The sequence below is a fragment of the Plantactinospora sp. B5E13 genome, from assembly GCF_039871775.1.
Taxonomy (GTDB): Bacteria; Actinomycetota; Actinomycetes; order Mycobacteriales; family Micromonosporaceae; genus Plantactinospora.
In genome coordinates this window covers 114,069-132,712 of record NZ_JBDPLT010000008.1, presented here as the reverse complement: position 1 = coordinate 132,712, position 18,644 = coordinate 114,069, and the positions used below count along the sequence as shown (strand labels likewise).

Here is an 18,644-nt window from a genome sequence, read left to right as displayed (position 1 = left end):
CAGCTCGCCACCAGCCCGTCAGGACCCGCTCGTCACCAACTTGTCGGGATCGGCATGCCCTCGGTGAAGCCCGCCGCGCTCTGCACGCCGACCAGCGCGTTGGCGTGGAACGACACCAGGTCCGCCGCGCCGGCGTACGTGCAGGCGCTGCGTACCCCCGCCACGATCTCGTCGATCAGGTCCTCGACTCCGGGACGGGACGGGTCCAGGTACATCCGGGCGCTGGAGATGCCCTCCTCGAAGACCGCCTTGCGGGCCTGGTCGTACGCGCTGTCCTCGGCCGTACGGGCGCTGACCGCCCGGGCCGAGGCCATGCCGAAGCTCTCCTTGTAGCGTCGGCCGTCCGCGTCCGTGTAGAGGTCGCCGGGAGACTCGTAGGTGCCGGCGAACCAGCTGCCGATCATCACGTTCGCGGCCCCGGCGGCCAGGGCCAGGGCGACGTCCCGGGGGTGCCGTACCCCGCCGTCGGCCCAGACGTGCCGGCCGAGTCGACGGGCCGCCGCGGCACAGTCGAGTACGGCGGAGAACTGCGGCCGGCCCACCCCGGTCATCATCCGGGTGGTGCACATCGCACCCGGCCCGACACCGACCTTGACGATGTCCGCGCCGGCCTCGACAAGATCCCGTACGCCGTCGGCGGTGACCACGTTGCCGGCGGCGACCGGCACCGGCGGGTCGAGGGCGCGGACCGCCCGCAGCGCCCGGAGCATCCGCTCCTGGTGGCCGTGCGCGGTGTCCACGACCAGGGTGTCCACCCCGGCCTCGAAGAGGGCGGCGGCCCGGCCGGCGACGTCACCGTTGATGCCGATCGCGGCGGCGATCCGCAGTCGGCCCTTGTTGTCCAGCGCCGGGCGGTAGAGGGTGGCCCGCAGTGCCCCCTGCCGGGTCAGCACCCCGACCAGCCGGCCCTCGACGTCGACCACCGGCGCCAGTCGGCGGCGTCCCCGGGAGAGCAGGTCGAAGCCGGCCCGGGGATCGGCCTCGGCCGGTACGGTGTGCAGCTCGGTGGACATCACGTGCCGGAGCTGGGCGAACCGGTCCACTCCGACAGTGTCCGCCTCGGTCACCACCCCGAGCGGCCGGCCGTCCGGGTCGACCACGACCACCGCGCCGTGCGACCGCTTCGGCAGCAGGTGGATGGCGTCACCGACGGTGTCGGTCGGGCCGAGGGTGATCGGTGTGTCGTGCACCAGGTGCCGCCGCTTGACCCAGGAGATCACCTCGGTCACCACGTCGATCGGGATGTCCTGCGGCAGCACGGTGAGGCCGCCGCGCCGGGCCACCGTCTCGGCCATCCGGCGGCCGGCCACCGCCGTCATGTTCGCCACCACGATCGGGATCGTGGTTCCGGTCCCGTCGCCGGTGGAGAGGTCGACGTCGAGCCGGGACTCCACGGCCGACCGGACCGGCGCCAGGAACACGTCGTTGTAGGTCAGATCCTGGCCGGGTGTCGTACCGCTGAGAAACCGCACCCGGCAATCATGCCCGAGCCGTACCCACCCGGTGGCCGGGTACGGCAGCCGTTCACTTGATCACACAGATGGTCGCGCCGGCGGTGAGCACCGCGCCGACCTCGGCGGTCAGCCCGCTGACCGTACCCGCCTTGTGTGCGTGCAGCGGCTGCTCCATCTTCATCGCCTCCAGCACCACGACCAGGTCACCCTCGGCGACGGTGTCACCGTCGGCTACCGCGATCTTGACGATGGTGCCCTGCATCGGCGAGGTCAGCGCGTCACCGCCGGCAGCACCGGTGCCGCCGGTCGTACCGGACCTGCCGGCTCGGCGGGCGGGCCGTCGGGCAGCGCCAGCGCCGGCCGGGGCGCCGGTCGCCGTACCCGTGCCGTAGCCGGCGGGGAGGCTCACCTCCAGCCGCTTGCCGGCCACCTCGACCACGACGGTCTCCCGGGCCGGGGCCGGCTCGGCGGCCGGGGCGGGCGCGGTGAAGGCCGGCACCGTGTTGTCGAACTCGGTCTCGATCCACCGGGTGTGCACCCGGAACGGCGCGTCGGTGAAGGCCGGGTCCCGGACGACGAGCCGGTGGAACGGCAGCGCGGTCGCCATGCCGTCGACCACCATCTCGTCCAGGGCCCGCCGGGCCCGTTCCAACGCCTCGGTCCGGGTCTCGCCCGTGATGATCACCTTGGCGAGCAGGGAGTCGAAGTTGCCGCCGACCACGTCACCGGCGGTGACGCCGGTGTCCACCCGTACCCCGGGGCCGGTGGGCAGCCGCAGCGCGGTGATGGCGCCCGGGGCCGGCAGGAAGTTGCGGCCCGGGTCCTCCCCGTTGATCCGGAACTCGATCGAGTGGCCGCGCGGCGTGGGGTCGCTGTCGAACCGGAGCTTCTCGCCGGCCGCGATCCGGAACTGCTCCCGGACCAGGTCGATGCCGGCGGTCTCCTCGGTGACCGGGTGTTCGACCTGCAGCCGGGTGTTGACCTCCAGGAACGAGATCGTGCCGTCGACCCCGACCAGGTATTCGACGGTGCCGGCGCCGTGATAGCCGGCCTCCCGGCAGATCGCCTTGGCGCTGGCGTGGATCCGGGCCCGCTGCTCGTCGGTGAGGAACGGCGCCGGCGCCTCCTCGACCAGCTTCTGGTGCCGGCGCTGCAGCGAGCAGTCCCGGGTGCCTACCACGATCACGTTGCCGTGCTGGTCGGCGAGGACCTGCGCCTCGACGTGCCGGGGCCGGTCGAGGTACCGCTCGACGAAACACTCGCCCCGCCCGAACGCGGCGACCGCCTCCCGGGTCGCCGACTCGAACAGCGCGGGGATCTCCTCCATGGTCCGGGCCACCTTCAGGCCCCGACCGCCGCCGCCGAACGCGGCCTTGATCGCCACCGGCAGCCCGTGGTCGACCGCGAAGGCGAGCACCTCGTCCGGTCCGTTCACCGGGTCGGGGGTGCCGGGGACCAGCGGTGCGCCGGCCCGGTGCGCGATGTGCCGGGCGGTGACCTTGTCGCCGAGGTCGCGGATCGCCTGCGGGCTCGGCCCGATCCAGGTCAGGCCCGCGTCGATCACCGCCGCCGCGAAGTCGGCGTTCTCGGAGAGGAAGCCGTACCCGGGGTGTACGGCGTCCGCGCCGGCCCGGGCGGCCACGTCGAGGAGCTTGTCGATCCGCAGGTACGTCTCGGCCGCCGTCTCGCCACCCAGCGCGTACGCCTCGTCGGCGACGGCGACGTGCAGTGCGTCCCGGTCGGAGTCGGCGTAGACGGCGACACTGGCCAGACCGGCGTCCCGGCAGGCCCGGGCCACCCGGACCGCGATCTCGCCCCGGTTGGCGATGAGTACCTTGCGCACGCGGCTGCTCCTCCTCGTCTGGCGGACCGCTCCTGTCGCGGATCCCTGTGTCGCGGACCGCTCCTGTCACGGATCCTGTTCGCGGACCGCTCCTGTTGCGGACGGCTCGGCTCGCGAACCGCTCCTGCTGCGGCCCGCTCCTGGCGGGGCCGCCGGGACGGCGGGCCGCGCCGGGCGCGGGTCGCGGACGGCCACCCGTGCGATGGTGGCTGGGTACAGTCACCGTGGCGGGGCGGCTTCCGGGGTCGCCGGGCGTCCGGCGCGGTTTGCCAGGACATTGTCGGTGACCGGACGCGTTGCCGCCGGCTGGGGTACGGCGTCATCGGACGGGTGTGGCCGAGGTCTCCCGGCCGCCGGCCGGGGTGTTGGCCCGCCGTTAGTCAAGTTTGGTTATTACGCTTCACCATGTGTCAAGTACCCGAATGATGATTCTCGGCCTGGTGCGGTGGATGCAACCGGTGCACGGCTACGACGTCCGCCGCGAGCTGCTGAGCTGGGGTGCGGACAAGTGGGCGAACGTCCAGCCCGGCTCGATCTACCACGCCCTGCGCAAGATGGCCGAGGAGGGGCTGTTGCGGGAGGTGGCGACCGAGCAGGTCGGGGCCCGGCCGACCCGGGTCACGTACGAGGTCACCCCCAAGGGCGAGGACGAGTTCCAGGGGCTGCTGCGGGCCCAGTGGTGGGGTCTCGCCCAGGTGGTCGACCCGTTCTCGGTCGCCTTCTCCTTCCTGCCGGCGCTGCCCCGGGACGAGGCGTCGGCGGCGCTGCGGAACCGGGCCCGACTGTTGCGGGCCGAGGTGGAGAGCCTCGAGGCCGCGATGGAGTCGGGCTGGATGCGGCAGGGGAAGCCGATCCACGTGAGCTGGATGTGGCAGCTGGCGATCGCCCGGATGAGGGGCGAGATCGACTGGTGCGAGCGGATTGCCGACCTGATCGACGCCGGGGTGTCCTACCTGCCGGAGGAGTACCAGAGCTTCCCGGGCTGGGAGCGGTTCGACGAGCTCGACGCCGATAACACCTGGCCGACCGGGCAGCCCCGGTCGACCTCCGTGCGTGGCGATGAGCCGGACGGGCCAACAAGTAATAATCAACGTTGACTAACGAAGTTATATCGCGTTAGCCTGCCCTCACGCGTGGGGTGGGCGCCGGCTGGCGTGGCCCCGGGGGAACGGTCGGCGGGACGCCGGCCCGGCCAACCAGGAGCAGGCATGATCGAAACGAAGGGGCTACGGAAGTCGTTCCGGTCCCGACAGGGCAGAACGCAGAAGACGGTCGAGGCGGTCCGTGGTGTCGACCTCGTGGTCGCCGAAGGCGAGATCTTCGGCTTCCTCGGCCCGAACGGCGCGGGCAAGACCACGACGCTGCGGATGCTCGCCACCCTCATCGAACCGGACGGTGGCGAAGCGGTCGTCGCTGGCGCCAACCTGCGCACCGAGCCCGGTGAGGTGCGACGCCGCATCGGCTACGTCGCCCAGGGCGGCAGCACCTGGGACGAGTCCACCGCCCGCGAGGAACTTGTCCTCCAGGCCCGGATGTACGGCATCGGCAAGGCCGAGGCGCAGCAGCGCGCGGTCCGCGCCCTCGAGGCGTTCCAACTCACCGAGTACGCGGACCGCAAGTGCAAGACGTACTCCGGCGGTCAGCGCCGCCGGGTCGACATCGCGCTCGGCATCATCCACGAGCCGAAGATCGTCTTCCTGGACGAGCCGACCACCGGCCTCGACCCGCAGAGCCGCGCCCACATGTGGGACGAGATCCGCCGGCTACGCGACGAGGGGATGACCGTTTTCATCACCACGCACTACCTGGACGAGGCGGACGCGCTCTGCGACCGGATCGCCATCATGGACCACGGTGAGATCGTCGCCGAGGGGACACCGGCAGAACTGAAACGGGAGATCTCCGGCGACGTGGTGCTGGTCGCCATCGAGGGCGCGGCGTCCGCCGCCACCAAGGCCCTGGAAACCGAGCCGTACGTCAGCCGACTCGAAACCACCGACGAGGCTGTCGTACGCCTCTACGTCAACGACGGCTCCCGGGACATGCCGCAGATCCTGCGCTGCCTCGACGCCGCCGGCGTCACGCTCAGCTCCATCGAGCTGCACCGCCCCAGCCTCGACGACGTCTTCCTCACCAAGACCGGGCGTTCGCTGCGCGAGTCCTGACCGGCGCCCTACCCTCCCGCCGGTCCCGCCCCGGCCGCTGCTACCAGGAGACCCTGATGAAGTTCGCCCGTGACACCTGGCTGATCTTCCAACGCCAGTTCCTGCTGCTCGTTCGCCAACCGGTCTGGCTATTTGTCGGCATCTTCCAGCCGGTGATGTACCTGCTGCTCTTCGCCCCGCTGCTCAAACCGGCCCTCGGCTTCCTGGGGGTGACCACCAACGCCGAGGCGTACCGGATCTTCGTGCCCGGGCTGCTGGTGCTGCTCGCCATCTTCGGCGGCCTCTTCCAGGGCTTCGGCCTGATCGCCGAACTACGGGCCGGAGTCATCGAACGGTCCCGGGTCACTCCGGTCAGCCGGCTGGCCCTGCTGCTCGGCCGTTCCCTGCGGGACGTGGTCTCGCTGATCGCCCAGGCGATCATCATCACCCTGCTGGCGCTGGGCTTCGGGCTGACGGTGTTCATCCTGGACCTGCTGCTGACGTACCTGATGCTGGCACTGATCGCGCTGATGACGTCCGCCCTGTCGTACGGCATCGCCCTGGTCGTGAAGAGCGAGGACGCCCTGGCACCGTTGATGAACACCATCGCCCAGCCGGTGCTGCTGCTCTCCGGGATCCTGCTGCCGCTGGCCGGCGCACCCGGCTGGCTGCAGGGCATCGCGGACTGGAACCCGTTCTCCTGGGCGGTCGACGGGGCTCGGGCGCTCTTCGCCGGAGACCTCGGCAACGACGCCGTCTGGCAGGGGCTCGGCATCATGACGGTGATCACCGTACTGGCGGTGACCTGGGCGGCCCGGGAGTTCGCCCGCAGCGTCCGCTGACCGTTGAATCCAGACGGTCCGGGGTGGCCGGGGGCATGCACGGGTGGTGGCGGGGTACTGGCACCCTTGATCCATGCAGCCCCGCCCACCCCGGATCTTCGTCGCGAACGACCTCCTGACCGGCAGAGTGTCGTTGCACGGCTACCCGCTCCGGTACATCTACCTGACGCCGTCGTTCTCCTCCGTATGGCGGAAGGGGAGCGCCGGCTACCGGTTCGGGACCGGCAACAACGGCCCGGCCGACGAACTGCTCTCCGCGGTGGAGCTGCTGGAGAGCCAGGGCTGGGAGGTCGTCACCATCGACATCCAGGGACACGTGGCCTGCCTGCGGCGGATCGCGCCCCGCTGAGCGGGCTCCGCTGTCTTCAGTCTCAGCGCGAGCCGTTCGGCCCGGCGCCCCCGGCGGTCCAGAGGTCGGTGATCCGTACGCCGAACTCGGCGAGCATGCCGCGCAGCAGCGGCAACGAGAGCCCGATGACGGTCCCCGGATCCCCGTCGATCCGCTCGACGAACGGGCCACCCAGACCGTCCAGGGTGAAGGCGCCGGCGACGTACAACGGCTCGCCCGTCGCCACGTACGCCTCGATCTCGTCGTCGGTGACGGCGGCGAAGTGTACGGCGGTGCCGGCGACCCGGCCGACCTCCTGGCCGGTGTTCAGGTCAACCAGGCTGTGCCCGGTGTGCAGTACGCCGCTGCGGCCCCTCATGTTCCGCCAGCGGCGGACCGCCTCGTCGGCGTCGGCGGGCTTGCCCAGGATCTCCCCGTCGAAGGCGAGCACCGAGTCGCAACCGAGGACCAGGGTGTGCGGCTGACCGTTCGCCGTGCCTCCGTTTGCGGGTGCTGTGCTGTTGCCGCTGCTGGCGCCGGCTGTTTCCCCGCTGCTGCTGCCGGCTGTTCCTCCGCTGCTGCCGGCTGTTCCTCCGGCGATCGACGGGTCGAGCCGGTCGGCGACCGCCTGCGCCTTCAACCGGGCGAGGGTGAGGCTCAGCGCCTCCGGGGTCGAGTGGTCGACCTGGGATTCGTCGACCCCGCTGACCAGGACTTCCGGCTCGATGCCGGCGGCTTGCAGGAGCTTGCGTCGGGCCGGGCTCGCCGAGGCGAGCACCAGACGCGGCCGGATTGTCGTACCCACGGCGGCCTACGCTACCCGCCCGCTCGTCGGCGAGCTTTGGCCGGGCGGGCGGGATTCGTTCGGTTGTCCGGCCGTCAGTAGGGGGCTCTGGGGGCGGGCTGCTTCCTGCGGCGTACCAGCATGATGACCAGGAACGTGATCAGGAGTGCGAAGAGGACGAACGCACCGCATCCGACGAGGGCGACGGTGGTGAGAACGTTGCTCGCGTTGCCCCCATCTGGTGCGGCGTTGCTGGTCTGGGTTGGCTCCGGGGTGGCGGCTCCGGTCGGCTGCGCGTCCCCCTCCAGTGGCGGTACGTCCTCGGTCAGCGCGGCGACGATGTCGAGTACGCCGTAGCCGTACTCCTCGTCGCGGCCCGGCGCACCCTTGTCGTCAGCGGTTGCCGTCAGCCGGTGTACGACCTCTTTCGCCGACAGGTCCGGATACTTACTCCGAATGAGAGCAGCCGCCCCCGCCACAATAGCCGTGGATGGCGAGGTTCCAGATCGACTCAGGTACCTGCCGTCAGGAGCCGTACTGAGGATGTCCTCCCCCGGCGCGGCAATCACCACCTTGTCGCCGGTAACGGAGAAGTCTGAGTGACTTCCGTTCCGATCTATTGCGGCAACGGCTACAACACCTTCATAGGCGGCGGGGAAACCAACCAGAATCCTTCCAGGACGATTTCCTGATCCGGCTACGACCACTATGTCGGCTTGGAGTGCTGCCTCTACTGCCTCGCGGAGACGGGTTGTCGAGGTGCCAGTAGAGGAGATGCTAATCACTCGGGCGCCATTCGCTGTGGCCCATTCGATCCCTGCTGCGAGGTTGTCAGGATCGTTGCTACCGGGTGCCTGAACAACGCGGACCGGAAGGAGTTTCGCTTGCGGGGCGATGCCCAGAGCGCCTCTGTTGCCCGACCGTCCATGAGCGACAACGAGACCCGCCATCCGGGTTCCGTGTCCGTCCAGGTCGGCTCGGCCATTTCCCTTTCCGCCTGGATAGCTGTCAGTTCCCTGTAATAGGTTGTTGCGGAGATCGGGGTGGGGGTCAACGCCGGTATCAACGACAGCGACGGTGACGCCTTCTCCCTGGCTAATCTTGTGGGCCTCGGCGACCTTGAGATAGCGCAAGTGCCACTGGTCGTCGCGGATCTGATCGGCCTGAGCTGGGGCGGCGGGTAGGACGGCGACGGCCGTGGCGCAGAGGAGCGCCACGGCCGCGCGGGTCGTGCGTACGATCACCGGTTGTAGCCGATCGCTGGGCCCGGATCGATTCGGTTGTTCTGCCTGGAGGGCATCATGACCGGGGCGACGCCTTCATCGGTTTCCCAGGGGTTGTCGGGATCCCAGTGCTGGCTGTTCTCTTCGTCCTGCTTTTGACTGCCGGCGCGACTGCTCGGCGGCATTCCGAAGTTCTGACCGGGACTCATCGGGGTGCGTCCCGCGCCAGCTCCGGAGCGACCGGTGCTGCCAGCTGGCATGCCACCCCCCATTCCTGGCCGCTGACCGGCCCCGCCGAGTGGCGTTGTGCCCGCGCTTCCACCAGCGCCTCCACCACCGATGACACCGCCGATTGGGTTGATCCGTCGTGCAGCGTTAGGGCCGGGAGCTGGTTGTCCCAGCCCTGCCCCGGGCGATCCGCCGATCATCCCGCCTGGGGGCATCGCTCGCGGGGGCAAGCCTCCGCCGGTACCGAGACCGGTCTTGGGTCCGCCTGTTCCAGGGCCCAGATTCGACGAGTTCGGATATCCGGGTGGCAGACCCGGTGGCTTGGGGCCGGGCGGCAATCCCGTGCTGGGCGGCGGGAACGGCCCGGGGAGGCCAGGCCCAGGAGTAGGCGTCGGTGAAGGCGTGATGATCGACGGCGGCGTTGGTGAGACAGTTGGCGGTGTCAGTGTTCCTGTGCTACCGAGAACCGGCCCGACACCCGGTGGAGGCTGCGTCGGCACGACGGTGTGGATAGCTGGTGTGGGTGACGGGCTGTAGCTCGGCCCACCTCCACCGCCGCCGGGCACTGGGATCGGTGGTAGGACCGGGGGAGCGGGACCCCCCACAGGACCTCCGTCTGGCGGATATTCGCTATCGATATTCGTGTTGCGCTTATATGGCGGGGGCTTTTGGAGTTGCACCTGTGCGGCCGCGAGTTCGCCGCTGAGCGAGTACATGATGCTGCGGGCCTTGGCGTCGACCGCGTCCAGGTCCGACTGCTTCACCTCGTCTTTGAAGATGGCGAGCAGCGGGTTGCTGTTCTCGTACTCCTGCTTTGCCCGCTGCTTCTCCTCGTATTCCCGGACGATGGGCTCGAGGTTGCGTCGGGCTTCGGAGATAGCCAGCGTGATGTTCGACAGCGTTTGGTAGTTGCTGCTCGATGTGTCGTAGACACCCTGCACTAGAGTGATGAGGCCGTCGAGTTCGGCGACGTATGCGCGGGCGGCTTCGTTCTTCTCTGGGGGCCAGGCCTCGGCCAGACCGTCGCGATACTGCTTCAGCCGCGACAGGTGCATCAGGCTGAGGTCTGCGGTCTTTTTCCAGGCGCTGACCTGGTCCCAGTACGGCGCGGTGTCCTGGTTAGCCAGCCGCGACCACATCTCAAACGTGTTGAAGTCATACCAGTTGGTCGAGCCAGCGTAACCACCGCCACCCGCATCAAGCATCTCAACCCCCCGTGGTGTACGTCGTGCCCTGTGCCGGCGGCACGGTCTCGCCACCCGGTGTCTGGGGAGCGGTCACACCGTTCTCGGCCAGGGCCCGTTGAACATCGCTCACCCGGGCATGTGAGAACGCGTCGGTGTTGCCGTAGTTCTTGCTCACTGTCTCGGCGGCGCTGGCCAGGCCGCCCGTGCCGTCGCCGACGTCCCAGATCCGGTCGGAGAATTCCTGCTGGATCCCCCGGTGGGCCTGCATGAACTCGTACAGCTCGTCAAAACCCATCGGGGTCGGCAGGTTGGGCGTCATGTCGCTGTGGACCTGCTCCATGTGCGGTACGTAGTTCTTCTGCACCTCGGCCATGAGCTCTTTTGCGAACTGTTCCATCCGCTGGATGTCGGCTTCGATGGATCCGTAGTCCCGCAGCCAGGCTGGGCCACGGTCTTCGTCAGGTATCACGTGTTCTCCCCAGGTGCTACGTACTGCCCCACGTTCAGGTTAGTGGGTGGGGGCCAGCCCTGGCAGCCCCAAAACGGCATGGGGAGCGGTGACCCGGTGCCGTCAGTGGGGGAGGCCGGAGACCCGCCACGCGTCACGGCCGGTACGGGTCGGCAGGCCGGACGGGGACACCGTACCGGGGCGGCCGTGCCGGGCCCAGGTTGACACGGCGGCGGAGTTGACCGGTGTGGCAGCTCGGGGATGTAGCAGGAGAGCGCCGACCACGGCGGCCAGTTCCTCGGCGGTCGGGGTGCCTCGAACCACCTGGAGCAGCGGTTTCTCGTCAGCCATGGGGTTCAGGGTACGTTGCCTGAGTTGGCGGACGTCTCAGATAGGCGTGCCGCGAGTGTGACCGGATGTGGCGTTGGGTACCGTCCATAGGTGTCCAGTGCGCCCCCGCAACTCATTGCTGACCGTTACCGGCTTGTCGAGCCGCTTGGCCAGGGCGGCATGGGTCGTGTCTGGAAGGCGCGCGACGAGGTGCTGCATCGCGACGTCGCGATCAAGGAGTTGGTCCCGCCGCCCGGTCTGACCGAGGACGAGCGCCGCGAGATGCGAGAGCGTTCGCTGCGCGAGGCGCGGGCGATCGCCCGGCTCAACCATGCGAACGTGGTCCGCGTTTTCGACGTGCTGCGTACCGATGGTGATCCGTGGATCGTGATGGAGTACATCCCGTCGCGTTCGCTGCAGGACGTCCTCGCCTCCGACGGACCGGTTTCGCCGGCCCGGGCCACCGACATCGGGTTGGGTGTGCTGGGTGCGTTGAAGGCCGCGCACCGGGCCGGTGTCATGCACCGGGACGTGAAACCGGGCAACGTGCTGCTCGGTGACGACGGGCGGGTGGTGCTGACCGACTTCGGCCTGGCGACCGTGCCGGGTGACCCGAACGTGACCCGTACCGGTCTGGTGCTGGGGTCGCCGGCGTACATCGCTCCGGAGCGGGCGAAGGATGGCACGTTCGGGCCGGAGGCCGATCTGTGGTCGCTGGGCGCGACGCTCTATGCGGCGTTGGAGGGGCAGTCACCGTTCGCCCGGCCGTCCGCGATCGCGACGTTGGCCGCGCTGGCCACCGAGCCACCGCCGGTGTCCCGCCGGGCCGGGTCGCTGAAGACGGTGTTGGCGGGGCTGCTGCAGAAGGACCCGGCGTTGCGGATCGACGCGGACACGGCTGAGCGGCTGCTGCGTCGCGCGGCCCGGCGTGGTCGTCCCGGAGTGTCACTGCTTGATGGTGTACGACGGCCGGGTCCGAACGGCGCACGGGAGCCGCGGGTGCCGCGTACCCCGATCGTGCCGGTGGTGCCGGCGCCCCGGCCGGCGGAGGAGGAGCCGGCTGCGGCTGCCACGCCCCCGCCGGACGTGTCGCCGCCCTCGGTGCCGGTCATTCCGGCGGATGCGGAGACCGCCAAGTTCTCGGTGGACGACAGCAACGCTGGGGAGCCGACGTCGGTCGATTCGACGCCCGACGCCGAGGAGACCCGGCCGCCGGCGGAGCCGACGGTTGTCGTACCCGCAGGGGGAGTGACCGGGAAGACCGCCGACCCGGCGCCGACCGAGCTGGTCACCACGCCCGCACCGTCGTCCGGTCGCGCGCCGATCCCGACCGGTGCTCCGGTGGCGTACGACGAGAAGCCTGCCGGTCGTGGTCCGCTTGCCGCGCTTGGCGGTGAAAACCGGAAGGTGTGGCTGGTCGGCGCCCTGGTTGTTCTGGTGCTGCTGGCGATCGCGGTGATCGTGCCGCTGGTCAGGGGCGGCTCCGGCGGTGGGAAGGGCGACGGAACCGGCCCGGTCACGAACCCCACCAGCCAGGCGGCGAATCCGCCGGCTCCGACGGGTAGCGCGGCGCAGCCTCCGGCCCCGACGAGCGGACCTCCCGCCCAACCGTCCACCACCCCGAGCGACCAGCCCGGCGGCAACGGACAGCAGTTGCCGGCCGGCTGGCGCCTGCACAAGGATTCGACCGGCTTCTCCGTCCCCGTGCCGGAGGGCTGGACGATGCGGCGGGAGAAGTACGGGCGGGCGGCCGACCAGGTCCGGGTCTACTTCGATGATCCGAAGGGCGCGCGGATGCTGCTCATCGACCAGACCAACAGTCCGCTGGCGGACGCGGAGGCGGACTGGCGGCGCCAGGAGCAAGCCCGCAAGGGCAACTACCGCAACTACAAGCGGGTGACCATCAGGAGCGTGGACTACTGGCTGCGGGCGGCCGACTGGGAGTGGCTGTTCGACGACGACGGGGTCCGGTTGCATGTCCGCAACCGGGGTTTTGTCACGGCCAAGGACAAGGGGTATGCGATCCGCTGGGACGTCCCGGCCGACGACTGGGACGAGAACCTCAAGAACTTCGACATCATCGCGGACGGCTTCAAGCCCGTACGGGCAGACTAGACAGGCATGACCCTCCTTCCGTCGGGGTAGTGGTGATCTCGACGGAAGGAGTACAGCTGATGCGTTCCCGATGTCGTGCGAACAAGCCGAGCATCGCGCTCTGGATGCTGGTCGCGATCGGTGACCTGGTGCTGCTGGTGGCGAGTGTCGGCGTGGTCGCGCTGATCGCGCTCGTGGGTGTGGTGAGCGTGGCCGCCGGTGCCGTGGGCGGATGGCTGGTACTGCGCCGCGGTGGGCCGAGTCGGAACCTGGTGCCCGCCCGGGCGACGGGTGTGGTGTCGAGCCGGTCGAGCACCGGTGCGATGCACCGCCGACTCCGCTGATCAGAGCCGTTCGAACAGCAGGCGTGGGCGGCAGCGGGATCAGATGTCGACCGTACGGTGACAACTGGTCCCGCTGCCGTCGTTTGCGGTAGGGAGCCTGGTCACGGCGTCGGCCAACGGGTGTTGAGCCGTCGGGCCACCGCCGCCACGTCGTGCCGGTCATGACAGAGCAGGGCGCTGCGGGCGTCCCGGTAGCGGAGGCAGGGCCAGCGGCGCCGGCAGCCGGCACATCGCCACAGTCCGAGTAGTCGCCAGAGCGGTGCGGGTCGGTGTCGTTCGACGAGTGCCATGGCCTGATCGCGTTCCACGGACGACCTCCGGTGGATAGGCGGACGCGCGGCGGCCCGCCGCTTGCCGGGGGAGGCGAGCCGCCGCGCGAGGGAACCGACTCCACCAGTTGCGGACCAGGGGAATCAGCTTTAAGCAAGCTAATGCATAAGGTAGAGCAAGGCAAGAGCATGTGCATCTTGGTGCATCCTGATGCTTGTGGCACTTCGGTTCGCCGTGATCAAATGTCGGTGCGGACCAGGGAGTGCCTCTTGCCTACCTCAAAGACACAAAAGATCATCAACGACCTCACCGGTCAGATCGAATCAGGGAAGCTGGCGCCGGGCGACCAACTGCCGAGTACGGCGGAGTTGCGCGAGCAGTACGGCGTCTCGGTGACGGTCGTACGCGGTGCGATCAACTGGCTCAAGGCGAAGGGCTTGGTCGAAGGACATCCTGGCCTCGGGGTGTTTGTCGCCGAAGGGCGGGAATGACGCGGCGCCGATGGTCGCTGGACGACGTCCGAGCCGGGCGCCGGACCATCTGACCGGTCCGCGAACAAGGTCGTCCGCGAGGCGACCGATGGCTCCGACGTGGACCTGACGTGCCCGGTCACCGAGCCGGTCGCCCGTAAGAAGCGCTAACCGAGGGCCTTTCCAACATGCAGTAGGCTCGCTCGGATGTCGAGCGACGGGCTGTCGGAGCTGTGGGACAGGTTGTTCGGTGCGCAACCGGACCCGCCGGCGATGCTGGTGCTGGTCACCGGGCTGGTGGCGCTCGCCGTGGTGCTGACCCGGGTGCCGTGGCGGATCGGACGTAACGCGATCACGATCGCGCACGAGGGCGGGCACGCACTGCTCGCGCTGCTCACCGGCCGGCGACTGCAGGGCATCCGGCTGCACTCGGACACCTCCGGGCTGACCGTCTCGTCCGGTAAACCGACCGGACCCGGCATGGTGCTCACCCTGCTCGCCGGCTACCTCGCACCGTCGTTGATCGGGCTGGGCGGTGCCTGGCTGCTCGGCGGCAACCGGATCACCCTGCTGCTCTGGGTGGCGGTCGCGCTGCTGCTCGCCATGCTGGTGATGATCCGCAACGTCTACGGCATCATCTCGATCGTGGTCACCACGGCGGTGGTACTCGGGGTCTCCTGGAAGACGTCGCCGCAGGTGCAGGCCGCGTTCGCGTACACCGGGGTATGGTTCCTGCTGCTCGGGGGCGTACGGCCGGTGGGCGAGATGCAGACGCAGCGCCGCCGTGGACAGTTGTCGCAGTCGGATGCCGACCAGCTCGCCTGGCTGACCGGAGTACCCGGACTGGTCTGGGTCGGGTTCTTCGGCGTGGTCAACCTGATCGTGCTGCTGGCCGGGGCGGCCCTGCTCGCCGGGCCGTTCCTGGACGGTCTCAGCCTGGCCGGTTGACCGGCCTGAGGCGCCGGATCCGGGGCTGACCGGCCGGAGAAGACATTTCAGCAGGTGGGGGAGACGGATGCGGTACGTGATCATCGGGGCGGGTGCGGTCGGCGGCACCATCGGGGTACGACTCAGCCAGGCCGGCCTGGACGTGACGCTGGTCGCCCGGGGCGCCCAGTTGACGGCGATCCGGGAGCGTGGCCTGACCCTGGTCACCCCCGACGGCGAGCACACCGCCCGGCTGCCCGGCTACGCCGACCCGACCACCGGCGGAGAGGTGCCGACGCTGACCCCGGACACCGTGCTGGTCCTGACGGTGAAGTCGCAGGACACCGAAACCGCGCTGCGCGGCTGGGCGGACCTGCCGGTGGTCGGCGGCGGCACCGCGTCCGAGCGGCTTCCGCTGCTCACCGCCCAGAACGGCGTGGCGAACGAGACCGCCGCCGCCCGGCTCTTCGACCGGGTCCATCCGGTCTGCGTCTGGCTGCCGGCGACGTACCTGGAGCCGGGGCGGGTGGTGGCGAGTGGACATCCGTACTCCGGGATGCTGCACGTCGGGGCGTACCCGGACGGCTCGGACGAGACCAGCCGGCGGATCGCCGCCGACCTGGCGGCCGGCGGTTTTCTCGCCCCGGTCCGGGACGACGTGATGCGCTGGAAGTACGGCAAACTGCTCCGCAACCTCGGCAACGCGGTCGAGGCGCTGTTCGGCCGGGACTCCCGTACCGGCTCGACCGACGAGCTGTACGAGGCGGTCCGGACCGAGGGCGAGACGGTGCTGGACAAGGCTGGCATCGGGTACACGTCGGTGGCCGAGGAGGCGGCCGAGCGCGGTGACCGGATCCGGTCCGTCCCGGTCGGCGGGACCGACCGGCAGGGCAGTTCCACCTGGCAGAGCCTGGCCCGGCAGACCGGCTCGGTCGAGACCGACCACCTCAACGGCGAGATCGTGCTGCTCGGCCGGCGGTACGGCGTACCGACGCCGGTGAACGCGGCGATCCAGCGGGCGATGCGCCGGGCGGTACGGGAGCGGATCCCGGCCGGCACCTTCCCGCAGGCGCACCTCTTCGACTGAGACCGGCACGCGGCCGCCGGAAACTGCTCAGAGCGGGATGTTGCCGTGCTTTTTCGGCGGCAGCGTCTCCCGCTTGGTACGCAGCATCCGCAGCGCCCGGACGATCTGCCCCCGGGTCTCCGCCGGGCGGATCACCGCGTCGACGTAGCCACGCTCGGCGGCGACGTACGGGTTGGCGAGGGTGTCCTCGTACTCGGTGATCTTCTCGGCCCGCAGTGCGGCCGGGTCCTCGGCGGCGGCGAGTTCACCCCGGTAGAGGATGTTCACCGCGCCCTGCGCCCCCATCACCGCGATCTGCGCGGTCGGCCAGGCGAAGTTGAGGTCGGCGCCGAGGTGCTTGGAGCCCATCACGTCGTACGCGCCGCCGTACGCCTTGCGGGTGATCACCGTGACCTTCGGTACGGTCGCCTCGGCGTACGCGTAGATGAGCTTCGCGCCGCGCCGGATGATCCCCTCCCACTCCTGCCCGGTGCCGGGCAGGAACCCGGGTACGTCCACAAAGGTCAACACCGGGATGTTGAACGCGTCGCAGGTGCGGACGAAGCGGGCGGCCTTCTCCGAGGCGTTGATGTCCAGGCAGCCGGCGAAGTGCATCGGCTGGTTCGCCACCACCCCGACCGGACGGCCCTCGACCCGGCCGAAGCCGACCACGATGTTCTGCGCGTACAGCGGCTGGATCTCCAGGAACTCGCCGTCGTCGAGGACGTGCTCGATCACCTGGTGGATGTCGTACGGCTGGTTCGCCGAGTCCGGGATCAGGGTGTCCAGTTCCCGGTCGGCGTCGGTGACGTCCAGGTCGGCGATGGTGTCGTCGACGACGACCGGCTCGTCGAGGTTGTTCGACGGCAGGTACGACAGCAGCGCCCGGACGTACTCGATCGCGTCGTCCTCGTCGGCGGCGAGGTGGTGGGCGTTGCCGCTGCGGGTGTTGTGGGTCCGGGCGCCGCCGAGTTCCTCCATCCCGACGTCCTCACCGGTCACCGTCTTGATCACGTCCGGTCCGGTGATGAACATGTGCGAGGTCTGGTCGACCATCACGGTGAAGTCGGTCACCGCGGGGGAGTAGACCGCACCACCCGCGCACGGGCCCATCACCAGCGAGATCTGCGGGATGACGCCGGAGGCGCGGACGTTGCGGAAGAAGATCTCGCCGTAGAGGCCGAGGCTGACCACACCCTCCTGGATCCGGGCACCACCGGAGTCGTTGATGCCGATCACCGGGCAGCCGATCTTCATGGCCAGGTCCATCACCTTGACGATCTTCTCGCCGAAGACCTCGCCGAGGGAGCCGCCGAAGACGGTGAAGTCCTGGGCGAAGACACAGACCTTGCGCCCGTCGACCGTGCCGTAGCCGGTCACCACCCCGTCGCCGTACGGGCGGGTCCTCTCCAGCCCGAAGTTGGTCGACCGGTGTCGGGCCAGTTCGTCCAGTTCGACGAAGGAGCCCTCGTCGAGCAGCATGTCGATCCGTTCCCGGGCGGTCTTCTTGCCCCGGGCGTGCTGCTTCTCCACCGCCCGGGCCGATCCCGCGTGCACCGCCTCGTCGACCCGGCGGTCCAGGTCGGCGATCCGTCCGGCGGTGCTGTGAAGGTCGGGTTCGGTGGAGGTCCGCTGCGCAGTCACGTCCGCGATCGTAACGACGCCCCGTACGCTGGCCTGATGCCGGGATCGCCGTACACCGACCTGGACCGTCCGCCGCTCGACGCGCGACGGCTGCAGCGGGCCCTGATCGTCCCCGGTGGCCTCTGGAGCCGCCTGGAGTTGCGGACCGAGACCGGTTCGACAAACGCCGACGTGGCGGAGGCGGCCCGGTCCGGCGAGCCGGAGGGGCTGGTGGTGGTCGCCGAGCGGCAGACCGCCGGCCGTGGCCGGCGCGGACGCTCCTGGGAGTCGCCGGCTCGGGCCGGGATCGCGGTGAGCGTGCTGCTCCGGCCGGGCGTGGCCGCGCCGGACCGGGGCTGGCCGGTGGTGCCGCCGGCCCGGTACGGATGGTTGCCGCTGCTGGCCGGTGTCGCGCTGGTCGAGGCGGTGGATCGGCTCGCCGAGCTCGACTCCGCGCTGAAGTGGCCCAACGACCTGCTCGTCTGGCCCGGTACCGGCACGTCGCCCGGTGGTACCGGTGCCTCGACCGGCACCGGGGCGTCGGAGGGCAACGCGGCTTCGGCGGGCGGTGAGGCGAAGTGCGCCGGGATCCTGGTGGAGGGAGTGGCGACCACGGCCGGGGAACCGCCGGCGGTCGTGCTCGGCGTCGGGCTGAACGTGACCCTGCGGGCCGACGAACTGCCGGTCACCACCGGCCTGCCGGCGACCTCGCTGCAACTGGCCGGCGCCGTCGCCACCGACCGGGACCCGCTGCTGCGGGCCCTGCTGCGCGCCGTCGAACGCTGGTACGGCCGCTGGCGGGCCGCCGCCGGTGACGCGGAGGAGTGCGGACTACGCGAGGCGTACCTGCGGCACTGTGCCACTCTCGACCGGGAGGTACGGGTCCTGCTGCCGGGCGGTGACGACCTGGTCGGCACGGCCAGGACGATCGACTCCGACGGTCAGCTGGTCCTCGACACCGCGAGCGGCGAGCGGCGGGTCGCCGCCGGCGACGTCCTGCACCTGCGCTGAACCCGGCTCTCCCGCACCCTGGGCCCGC

19 protein-coding genes are annotated in these 18,644 nt (G+C 70.1%); 10 read left to right on the top strand and 9 right to left on the bottom strand.

Annotated elements, in window-relative coordinates:
• Positions 1-32: 32 nt before the first annotated feature.
• Both ABGB05_RS10295 and ABGB05_RS10290 read right to left on the bottom strand, forming a co-directional pair.
• Positions 33-1,472: a GuaB1 family IMP dehydrogenase-related protein gene (locus ABGB05_RS10295; RefSeq protein ID WP_347652989.1), complete on the bottom strand. Its 1,440-nt coding sequence runs from the start codon at positions 1,470-1,472 to the stop codon at positions 33-35.
• A 52-nt stretch (positions 1,473-1,524) separates the two neighbouring features.
• The gene (locus ABGB05_RS10290) at positions 1,525-3,297 is read right to left on the bottom strand and encodes a biotin carboxylase N-terminal domain-containing protein (RefSeq protein WP_347652988.1); all 1,773 of its coding nucleotides are present in this window, start codon (positions 3,295-3,297) and stop codon (positions 1,525-1,527) included.
• Between the two features lie 407 nt (positions 3,298-3,704).
• On the opposite strand from ABGB05_RS10290, the gene ABGB05_RS10285 reads away from it, so the two are divergent.
• The 4 genes from ABGB05_RS10285 to ABGB05_RS10270 all read left to right on the top strand — a co-directional run bounded on the left by ABGB05_RS10285 (position 3,705) and on the right by ABGB05_RS10270 (position 6,632).
• A complete protein-coding gene (locus ABGB05_RS10285) occupies positions 3,705-4,394 on the top strand; it encodes a PadR family transcriptional regulator (RefSeq protein WP_347652987.1) in 690 nt (229 codons plus the stop codon).
• 111 nt (positions 4,395-4,505) lie between these two features.
• Entirely contained in the window at positions 4,506-5,462 is a 957-nt protein-coding gene (locus tag ABGB05_RS10280; RefSeq protein WP_347652986.1) for an ATP-binding cassette domain-containing protein, read from the top strand.
• A 56-nt stretch (positions 5,463-5,518) separates the two neighbouring features.
• A complete protein-coding gene (locus ABGB05_RS10275) occupies positions 5,519-6,283 on the top strand; it encodes an ABC transporter permease (RefSeq protein ID WP_347652985.1) in 765 nt (254 codons plus the stop codon).
• 73 nt (positions 6,284-6,356) lie between these two features.
• Complete coding sequence (locus ABGB05_RS10270; protein ID WP_347652984.1) at positions 6,357-6,632, top strand: hypothetical protein; 276 nt, start codon at positions 6,357-6,359, stop codon at positions 6,630-6,632.
• A 22-nt stretch (positions 6,633-6,654) separates the two neighbouring features.
• Here the strand turns inward: ABGB05_RS10270 and ABGB05_RS10265 are convergent, their stop codons facing one another.
• The 5 genes from ABGB05_RS10265 to ABGB05_RS10245 all read right to left on the bottom strand — a co-directional run bounded on the left by ABGB05_RS10265 (position 6,655) and on the right by ABGB05_RS10245 (position 10,832).
• Positions 6,655-7,416: a Maf family protein gene (locus ABGB05_RS10265; protein ID WP_347652983.1), complete on the bottom strand. Its 762-nt coding sequence runs from the start codon at positions 7,414-7,416 to the stop codon at positions 6,655-6,657.
• Positions 7,417-7,490: 74 nt separating this feature from the next.
• On the bottom strand, positions 7,491-8,639 hold the full coding sequence (mycP, locus tag ABGB05_RS10260; RefSeq protein ID WP_347652982.1) for a type VII secretion-associated serine protease mycosin: 1,149 nt from the start codon (positions 8,637-8,639) through the stop codon (positions 7,491-7,493).
• A complete protein-coding gene (locus ABGB05_RS10255; RefSeq protein WP_347652981.1) occupies positions 8,636-10,051 on the bottom strand; it encodes a hypothetical protein in 1,416 nt (471 codons plus the stop codon). Before ABGB05_RS10255 ends, mycP begins: the two co-directional genes overlap by 4 nt.
• Position 10,052: 1 nt before the next feature.
• Positions 10,053-10,430, bottom strand: a complete 378-nt coding sequence (locus tag ABGB05_RS10250) for a hypothetical protein (protein ID WP_347652980.1) — start codon at positions 10,428-10,430, stop codon at positions 10,053-10,055.
• Between the two features lie 174 nt (positions 10,431-10,604).
• The gene (locus ABGB05_RS10245; RefSeq protein WP_347652978.1) at positions 10,605-10,832 is read right to left on the bottom strand and encodes an acyl-CoA carboxylase subunit epsilon; all 228 of its coding nucleotides are present in this window, start codon (positions 10,830-10,832) and stop codon (positions 10,605-10,607) included.
• A gap of 90 nt (positions 10,833-10,922) precedes the next feature.
• On the opposite strand from ABGB05_RS10245, the gene ABGB05_RS10240 reads away from it, so the two are divergent.
• Both ABGB05_RS10240 and ABGB05_RS10235 read left to right on the top strand, forming a co-directional pair.
• Entirely contained in the window at positions 10,923-12,926 is a 2,004-nt protein-coding gene (locus ABGB05_RS10240) for a protein kinase (RefSeq protein ID WP_347652977.1), read from the top strand.
• Positions 12,927-12,985: 59 nt separating this feature from the next.
• On the top strand, positions 12,986-13,249 hold the full coding sequence (locus ABGB05_RS10235) for a hypothetical protein (protein ID WP_347652976.1): 264 nt from the start codon (positions 12,986-12,988) through the stop codon (positions 13,247-13,249).
• A 101-nt stretch (positions 13,250-13,350) separates the two neighbouring features.
• Here ABGB05_RS10235 and ABGB05_RS10230 read toward each other — a convergent pair whose 3' ends face one another.
• A complete protein-coding gene (locus tag ABGB05_RS10230; protein ID WP_347652975.1) occupies positions 13,351-13,557 on the bottom strand; it encodes a hypothetical protein in 207 nt (68 codons plus the stop codon).
• Between the two features lie 204 nt (positions 13,558-13,761).
• On the opposite strand from ABGB05_RS10230, the gene ABGB05_RS10225 reads away from it, so the two are divergent.
• The 3 genes from ABGB05_RS10225 to ABGB05_RS10215 all read left to right on the top strand — a co-directional run bounded on the left by ABGB05_RS10225 (position 13,762) and on the right by ABGB05_RS10215 (position 16,003).
• Positions 13,762-14,010: a winged helix-turn-helix domain-containing protein gene (locus ABGB05_RS10225; RefSeq protein ID WP_347652974.1), complete on the top strand. Its 249-nt coding sequence runs from the start codon at positions 13,762-13,764 to the stop codon at positions 14,008-14,010.
• A gap of 186 nt (positions 14,011-14,196) precedes the next feature.
• Positions 14,197-14,937, top strand: coding sequence for a M50 family metallopeptidase (locus tag ABGB05_RS10220; RefSeq protein WP_347652973.1), 741 nt, complete (start codon positions 14,197-14,199; stop codon positions 14,935-14,937).
• A 67-nt stretch (positions 14,938-15,004) separates the two neighbouring features.
• A complete protein-coding gene (locus ABGB05_RS10215) occupies positions 15,005-16,003 on the top strand; it encodes a 2-dehydropantoate 2-reductase N-terminal domain-containing protein (RefSeq protein WP_347652972.1) in 999 nt (332 codons plus the stop codon).
• A 27-nt stretch (positions 16,004-16,030) separates the two neighbouring features.
• Here ABGB05_RS10215 and ABGB05_RS10210 read toward each other — a convergent pair whose 3' ends face one another.
• Positions 16,031-17,626, bottom strand: a complete 1,596-nt coding sequence (locus ABGB05_RS10210) for an acyl-CoA carboxylase subunit beta (protein WP_347652971.1) — start codon at positions 17,624-17,626, stop codon at positions 16,031-16,033.
• A 36-nt stretch (positions 17,627-17,662) separates the two neighbouring features.
• Between ABGB05_RS10210 and ABGB05_RS10205 the strand changes: the two genes are divergently transcribed.
• A complete protein-coding gene (locus ABGB05_RS10205; protein ID WP_347652970.1) occupies positions 17,663-18,616 on the top strand; it encodes a biotin--[acetyl-CoA-carboxylase] ligase in 954 nt (317 codons plus the stop codon).
• Positions 18,617-18,644: the final 28 nt, after the last annotated feature.

Coding starts and splice junctions, on each gene's coding strand:
- ABGB05_RS10215 (WP_347652972.1), top strand. CDS start 15,005: ATGCGGTACGTGATCATCGGGGCGGGTGCGGTCGGCGGCACCATCGGG.
- ABGB05_RS10275 (WP_347652985.1), top strand. CDS start 5,519: ATGAAGTTCGCCCGTGACACCTGGCTGATCTTCCAACGCCAGTTCCTG.
- ABGB05_RS10280 (WP_347652986.1), top strand. CDS start 4,506: ATGATCGAAACGAAGGGGCTACGGAAGTCGTTCCGGTCCCGACAGGGC.
- ABGB05_RS10245 (WP_347652978.1), bottom strand. CDS start 10,832: ATGGCTGACGAGAAACCGCTGCTCCAGGTGGTTCGAGGCACCCCGACC.
- ABGB05_RS10250 (WP_347652980.1), bottom strand. CDS start 10,430: ATGGAACAGTTCGCAAAAGAGCTCATGGCCGAGGTGCAGAAGAACTAC.
- ABGB05_RS10205 (WP_347652970.1), top strand. CDS start 17,663: ATGCCGGGATCGCCGTACACCGACCTGGACCGTCCGCCGCTCGACGCG.
- ABGB05_RS10235 (WP_347652976.1), top strand. CDS start 12,986: ATGCGTTCCCGATGTCGTGCGAACAAGCCGAGCATCGCGCTCTGGATG.
- ABGB05_RS10220 (WP_347652973.1), top strand. CDS start 14,197: ATGTCGAGCGACGGGCTGTCGGAGCTGTGGGACAGGTTGTTCGGTGCG.
- ABGB05_RS10255 (WP_347652981.1), bottom strand. CDS start 10,051: ATGCTTGATGCGGGTGGCGGTGGTTACGCTGGCTCGACCAACTGGTAT.
- ABGB05_RS10270 (WP_347652984.1), top strand. CDS start 6,357: ATGCAGCCCCGCCCACCCCGGATCTTCGTCGCGAACGACCTCCTGACC.
- ABGB05_RS10225 (WP_347652974.1), top strand. CDS start 13,762: ATGTCGGTGCGGACCAGGGAGTGCCTCTTGCCTACCTCAAAGACACAA.